At 54.3% G+C, this 5,568-nt stretch carries 6 protein-coding genes; all 6 read left to right on the top strand.

The window, feature by feature from the left end; genetic code table 11:
* Positions 1-355 precede the first annotated feature (355 nt).
* Complete coding sequence (lhgO, locus tag VMN77_09850) at positions 356-1,579, top strand: L-2-hydroxyglutarate oxidase (GenBank protein HTN44083.1); 1,224 nt, start codon at positions 356-358, stop codon at positions 1,577-1,579.
* Positions 1,563-2,135 carry a dTDP-4-dehydrorhamnose 3,5-epimerase gene (gene rfbC, locus VMN77_09845; GenBank protein ID HTN44082.1) on the top strand — a complete coding sequence of 191 codons (573 nt, stop codon included), beginning with the start codon at positions 1,563-1,565 and terminating at the stop codon, positions 2,133-2,135. Before lhgO ends, rfbC begins: the two co-directional genes overlap by 17 nt.
* Entirely contained in the window at positions 2,132-3,148 is a 1,017-nt protein-coding gene (locus VMN77_09840; protein ID HTN44081.1) for an SDR family oxidoreductase, read from the top strand. The genes rfbC and VMN77_09840 overlap by 4 nt, the downstream gene beginning before the upstream one ends.
* Complete coding sequence (rfbD, locus tag VMN77_09835; GenBank protein HTN44080.1) at positions 3,145-4,020, top strand: dTDP-4-dehydrorhamnose reductase; 876 nt, start codon at positions 3,145-3,147, stop codon at positions 4,018-4,020. Before VMN77_09840 ends, rfbD begins: the two co-directional genes overlap by 4 nt.
* A gap of 49 nt (positions 4,021-4,069) precedes the next feature.
* Positions 4,070-4,882 (top strand): ABC transporter permease, encoded by an 813-nt coding sequence (locus VMN77_09830; GenBank protein ID HTN44079.1) that lies wholly within the window; start codon positions 4,070-4,072, stop codon positions 4,880-4,882.
* Position 4,883: 1 nt separating this feature from the next.
* On the top strand, positions 4,884-5,568 hold a 685-nt coding region (locus VMN77_09825), incomplete at its 3' end, for an ABC transporter ATP-binding protein (GenBank protein ID HTN44078.1).

The raw sequence follows: 5,568 nt of genomic DNA, 5'->3' as shown, positions 1-5,568 counted from the left end.
GGTAATCATGCGGTTTAGGTTTGCGACAATAACGTAGAACACCCTCAACAAAATAGAATCGTCGGATTCAGGTTTCTCCGCGACCTTCCTGTTCGGCTCGCGGGGGATCACGGAATGTTCTGCCGAGTAAGAAACGCAGATACGTAACTCCGGGATACCGTCCAGCTCTCGTATCCGGCCAAGGCCTGATCTTCCAAGGAGTGGCCGGGAATACGGTAGAAGTCGAATGGGTGAATATTTTACATTTAAATTGGATTCATCACCTTCTGTTCTTCCCGGCTGCTGTCGTATACCCGTTTCACGAACCGGCTCTTCTTTCCTCGGGGGGAACCAACGCTTAACATTAAAATAATCTATGCGGCAGGAATGCGAAGTCCTCATCATCGGGGGGGGAATCACCGGTTTGACCATTGCGCATGAATTGGTCAAACAAGGAATCGGGAATACCCTCATCCTTGAAAAAGAGCCGGAGTTGGGTCTTCATGCCAGCGGGCGCAACAGCGGGGTTTTGCATGCCGGGATCTACTACACCCCCGATTCCCTGAAGGCCCGATTCTGCATTGAAGGAAATCGCCTGTTGAAGCAGTATTGCAAGGAAAGGGGCCTGACCTTGTTGGAGACGGGAAAGGTTATTGTGACCAAAAACGAAGCGGAGCTGGCCGGTCTGCAGGAATTGAAACGGCGCGCCGATGCCAGCGGAGTCAATACCCTTCTGATTGACAAAAAGCAATTGTCCAAGATCGAGCCGCAAGCGGCCACCTATGAACAGGCCTTGTATTCGCCGGAGACGGCCGTCATCCGGCCGAAGGAAATTTTAAAGACGCTGTCGGAGGAATTGACCAAATCCGGCCGCGCCAAAATCGTTTACAATACCTCCTGCCTCGGATTTCGCGGCAGCCGATCGGCGCTCACTACCCGGGGTCCCATTGAATTTAAATGGGCCGTTAACGCTGCGGGAACCTATGCGGACAGCGTGGCCCACACCATGGGGCTGGCCAAGGATTACAGGATTTTGCCGTTCAAGGGAACCTATAAGCGACTGGTAAAAAGCCGATCGAATCTGGTACGCGGAAATATTTATCCCGTCCCCGACCTGAGAAACCCTTTTCTCGGGGTGCACTTCACAAAAAATGCCGACGGCGATGTGTACATCGGTCCGACGGCCATCCCGGCCCTGGGAAGGGAAAACTATCGGCCGCTGGAGGGATTGGGCCTGGAGTCCGCCACGATCATGTATCGGAATTTTATCCTTCTGTTTGGGAATCAGGCCTACCGGGCGGCGGCCCAATCCGAACCTAAGAAATATTTCAAGCGTTTTATTTATAATGAGGCCCGGCAATTGATACCGCAACTGCGGATGACGGATATCGAAGACAGCCCCAAAGTCGGGATACGGCCCCAGTTGGTTCACTGGCCGACCCGGCAACTGGTGAGCGATTTTGTGGTTCTGGAGGACGGCCCGAGTGTTCATGTACTGAATGCGATCTCGCCCGCGTTCACGTCATCCATGGCGTTTGCGCAATACCTTGTATCCCGCATACTCCAACAGAAAGGAAGCCACCATGCCGTTTCGCTTTGAGCGTCTCGAAATACCGGAGGTGATTCTGATTGAAGTCAAGGCCTTTGAAGACCCTCGGGGCTTCTTCATGGAGACCTACAAGCAGTCCGAATTTAAACGCGCGGGGATTCTTGAAAATTTCTTACAGGATAATTATTCGCATTCTACGAGAAACGTGCTGCGCGGCTTGCATTACCAAAAGAGCCCGCACGGCCAGGGTAAACTGGTGTCCGTGATTCAGGGAGAGATCTTCGACGTGGCGGTGGACATTCGGCGGGAATCGCCCACGTACGGGAATTGGGTCGGGACGCTGTTGTCGTCCAAAAATCGCCGGATGCTTTATGTTCCGGCGGGTTTTGCCCACGGCTTCTGCGTGCTCAGCGGCGAAGCGGATGTCGTTTACAAAGTGACCCGGGAATTCGCGCTGGAGTCCGACCGCGGAATTCTTTGGAACGACCCCGCGATCGGGGTCCAATGGCCGACGGATCGTCCGGTCCTCTCGACCAAGGACACCCAGCTTCCGTTATTAAAGGACGCAGACAACAACTTTTCCTACGCGAGGTCACAAGGCTTATGAAGGTTTTGGTCACGGGTGCTGGAGGATATATCGGATCGGTCCTGGTGCCGATTTTGCTTGAGAACGGCTATGAGGTTGTGGGGCTGGATCGGTTTTTCTTCGGGCGTCAGACGCTTCCCCCGGAGGATAAACGTCTTAAAATTCTTCGGGATGACATCCGGCGGGTGAACGAACCGGTGTTCCAGGGGGTGGATGCCGTTATTGATCTGGCGGCCCTCTCCAACGACCCCTCGGGCGAGTTGGACTCGGAGAAGACCTGGGAGATCAATCACCGGGGTCGGGTCGGGGTAGCCAAACTGGCTAAAAAAGCCGGGGTAAAACGGTATCTCCTGCCCTCCTCCTGCAGCATTTACGGGTTCCAGGAGGGCGTCCTGGATGAAACCTCCTCTCCCAATCCACTCACCACCTATGCCAAGGCCAACCTCCAGGCGGAAAAGGATACTCTTTCTTTAGCCGATGATCATTTCTGTGTGACCGTCATCCGGCAGGCGACCGTATACGGTCTTTCACCCCGGATGCGTTTTGATTTGGCCATTAACGGGATGGTGCGGGGCTACCTTAAGAATGGGAAGATACCCATTCTTCGCGATGGGAATCAGTGGAGGCCCTTCGTGCATGTCCGGGATACCTCCAACGCCATGAAGATGGTCCTGGAGGCTCCGATCGATAAGATTCGCGGACAGATCTTCAACGTGGGTTCGGATGAACAAAACGTCCAGATCATGCCGCTGGCTCAGATGGTCGTGAAGGCCATGGAAAAGCCGTTCGCCTATGAGTGGTACGGGCTGCCCGACCACAGGTCTTATCGGGTCAGCTTTCGAAAGATCAAAGAACGTCTGGGTTTTCAAACCAAATTCACACCCGAAGACGGGGCGCGTGAGATTGTCGAGCAGATCCAAAAGGGGAAGCTCGATCCGGAGGATCCCAAGACGATCACGGTTCAATGGTACAAGCACCTGATGGAGATGCAGGCCTTTCTCAAACAGGTGGAGTTGAACGGGGGGCTCTTATGAAGATTGCGGTTACCGGAGCGACGGGGCAGTTGGGCCGAGATATCGTCGAGGTCCTGCAGAATGACGGGCGCTTCGAGGTTCTACCGTTGTCGCACAATGAGATCGAAGTGACCGACCCCGATTCGGTTCGAAAAGCCCTCCTGATCTGGCATCCGGATGCGGTGGTGAACTGCGCCGCGTTTCATCGCGTGGATGAATGCGAGGAACGTCCGGACGCGGCCTTTCAGGTAAATGCGCTTGGGGCGTTGAATGTGGCGAGGGTCTGCGCGGAGTTGAAGGCCCTGTGCGTGTACGTCAGCACCGATTATGTCTTCGATGGTCAGAAGGATCGGGGCTACAGCGAAGAGGACACCCCGTGTCCGGTTAATGTATACGGGATAACCAAATTCGCCGGGGAGCAATTGACTCGACAGGCCTGCGCCGATTGGCTGATCGTTCGCGTGGCGAGTTTGTTCGGAAAGTCGGGGGCGAGGGGAAAGGGCGGAAATTTCATCGAGGCCATTCTTTCAAAGGCCCGTGCCGGCGAGACGCTGAAAGTTGTGAACGATATTCGAATGTCGCCGACCTATACCTTCGATGTCGCCACCGCGTTGGCCGAGCTCCTCGCAAAAAGGGCGACCGGGGTCATACACCTTTCGAACGACGGCGCCTGCACCTGGTATGAGCTCGCCGGAAAGGCCGTGGATCTGATCGGGTTAAAAAATCAGGTCAATCCGATTTCCTCGGACGAATTCCCGAGCAAGGCGAAACGTCCGAAAAATTCTTCAATAAAAAGCGAACGGATTTCCGGGGTCCTCGATCGGCCGATGCGGCCCTGGCAGGAAGCCATGAGGGCTTACCTGATTGAAAAAGGCTATCTCTCCGATCAATGAGAATTGTTGTTTCGGGTGCCGACAGCGTCGGTCCGAACCATGAGGAAATATGCAGGCGGCAAGATCACTCATAAATTTCCTTCGCAAGATCGCCCAGAACCGTTTCATGATCCGCAGCCTTGTGGTGCGCGACATCCGGACGCGGTATATGGGCTCGTTCTTGGGCATTTTCTGGGCCTTCGTGCATCCGCTGACACAGCTTATCATTTTTTATTTTGTTTTCTCCGTCGTCCTTAAGGCTCGGCTCGGCGCCCAGTATGCCGGCACCAATTATGCCGTATGGCTGATGAGCGGGATGCTCCCCTGGATGCTGTTCAGCGAGGTGGTCAATCGCTCGCCGGGCGCGGTGCTGGAGCAGGCGAACTTGATCACGAAAACCGTTTTTCCATCGGAGATCCTCCCGTTTGCCCATGTTTCGGCCGCATTGGTCAATCACCTTATTCTGTTTGTCATACTTCTCGGGTTTATAATGGTGCTTGGACCGGGGCTCACGTTGAACTTGCTTTGGCTCCCTCTTTATTTATTTGGGGTCATTTTGTTCGCGCTGGGCCTCGCCTGGTTTTTATCCGCGCTGAATGTATTCCTGAGGGACATCGGCCAGATTTTAGGCGTGCTCCTCAATCTATGGTTTTTCTTCACGCCGATCATCTACCCGGCGAACCTGGTCCCGGAAGGGTTCCGGCCGTTTCTTGCGCTCAATCCGATGGTGTATCCGGTGGAAGGGTACCGCATGGCGCTCCTCGGAAAGACGGAGCCGGATCCGGTGGGACTGGTCATCCTATTTGTTTGGGGAATCGTTGCTTTTATGTTCGGTGGGCTCGTATTTAAAAAACTGAAGCCGGCGTTTGCGGATGTTTTGTGATATGAACGCAATCGAAGTAAACAATCTGACCAAGATTTATAAGCTGTACTCGTCGCCGAAGGACCGGCTGAAGGAAATTCTGACCAGGAAAAAACACCATCATGACTTTTATGCCTTGAACGATGTCTCTTTTACCATCGAAAAAGGCCAGACTGTCGGGATCATCGGGCAGAACGGGAGCGGAAAGAGCACGCTGCTTCAGATCATCTGCGGCGTGCTTCAACCGACCTGCGGCAGCGTTCGTGCCAACGGGCGGATCGCGGCGTTGCTGGAGCTAGGCGCCGGTTTCAATCCGGAGTTTACCGGACGCGAAAACGTCTACATGAACGGTGCCCTGATGGGCTTCAGCCGGGAAGACATGGATCGACGCTTTCCCGAGATCGAGGCCTTCGCCGAGATCGGGGAGTTTATCGACCAGCCCGTGAAGACTTACTCGAGTGGGATGTATGTTCGACTGGCTTTCTCTTCGGCCGTTAACATTGATCCAGAAATCTTGGTGGTGGACGAGGCGCTGTCCGTCGGAGACATGTATTTCCAGCATCGGTGCATCTCCAGGATGGAATCGTTCCGGGCGGAAGGGAAGACCATTGTTTTGGTGACGCACGATATTAATCTGGTCAAATCCTTTTGCGATAAGGCCGTATTAATGGATCACGGCCGTGTTTTTGACAGCGGCGATCCGGAAT

It is taken from the genome of Nitrospiria bacterium (genome assembly GCA_035498035.1).
Taxonomy (GTDB): Bacteria; Nitrospirota; Nitrospiria; order JACQBZ01; family JACQBZ01; genus JACQBZ01.
This window is presented reverse-complemented; position numbering and strand designations above follow the sequence as displayed.

Coding starts and splice junctions, on each gene's coding strand:
- rfbC (HTN44082.1), top strand. CDS start 1,563: ATGCCGTTTCGCTTTGAGCGTCTCGAAATACCGGAGGTGATTCTGATT.
- rfbD (HTN44080.1), top strand. CDS start 3,145: ATGAAGATTGCGGTTACCGGAGCGACGGGGCAGTTGGGCCGAGATATC.
- lhgO (HTN44083.1), top strand. CDS start 356: ATGCGGCAGGAATGCGAAGTCCTCATCATCGGGGGGGGAATCACCGGT.
- VMN77_09840 (HTN44081.1), top strand. CDS start 2,132: ATGAAGGTTTTGGTCACGGGTGCTGGAGGATATATCGGATCGGTCCTG.
- VMN77_09830 (HTN44079.1), top strand. CDS start 4,070: ATGCAGGCGGCAAGATCACTCATAAATTTCCTTCGCAAGATCGCCCAG.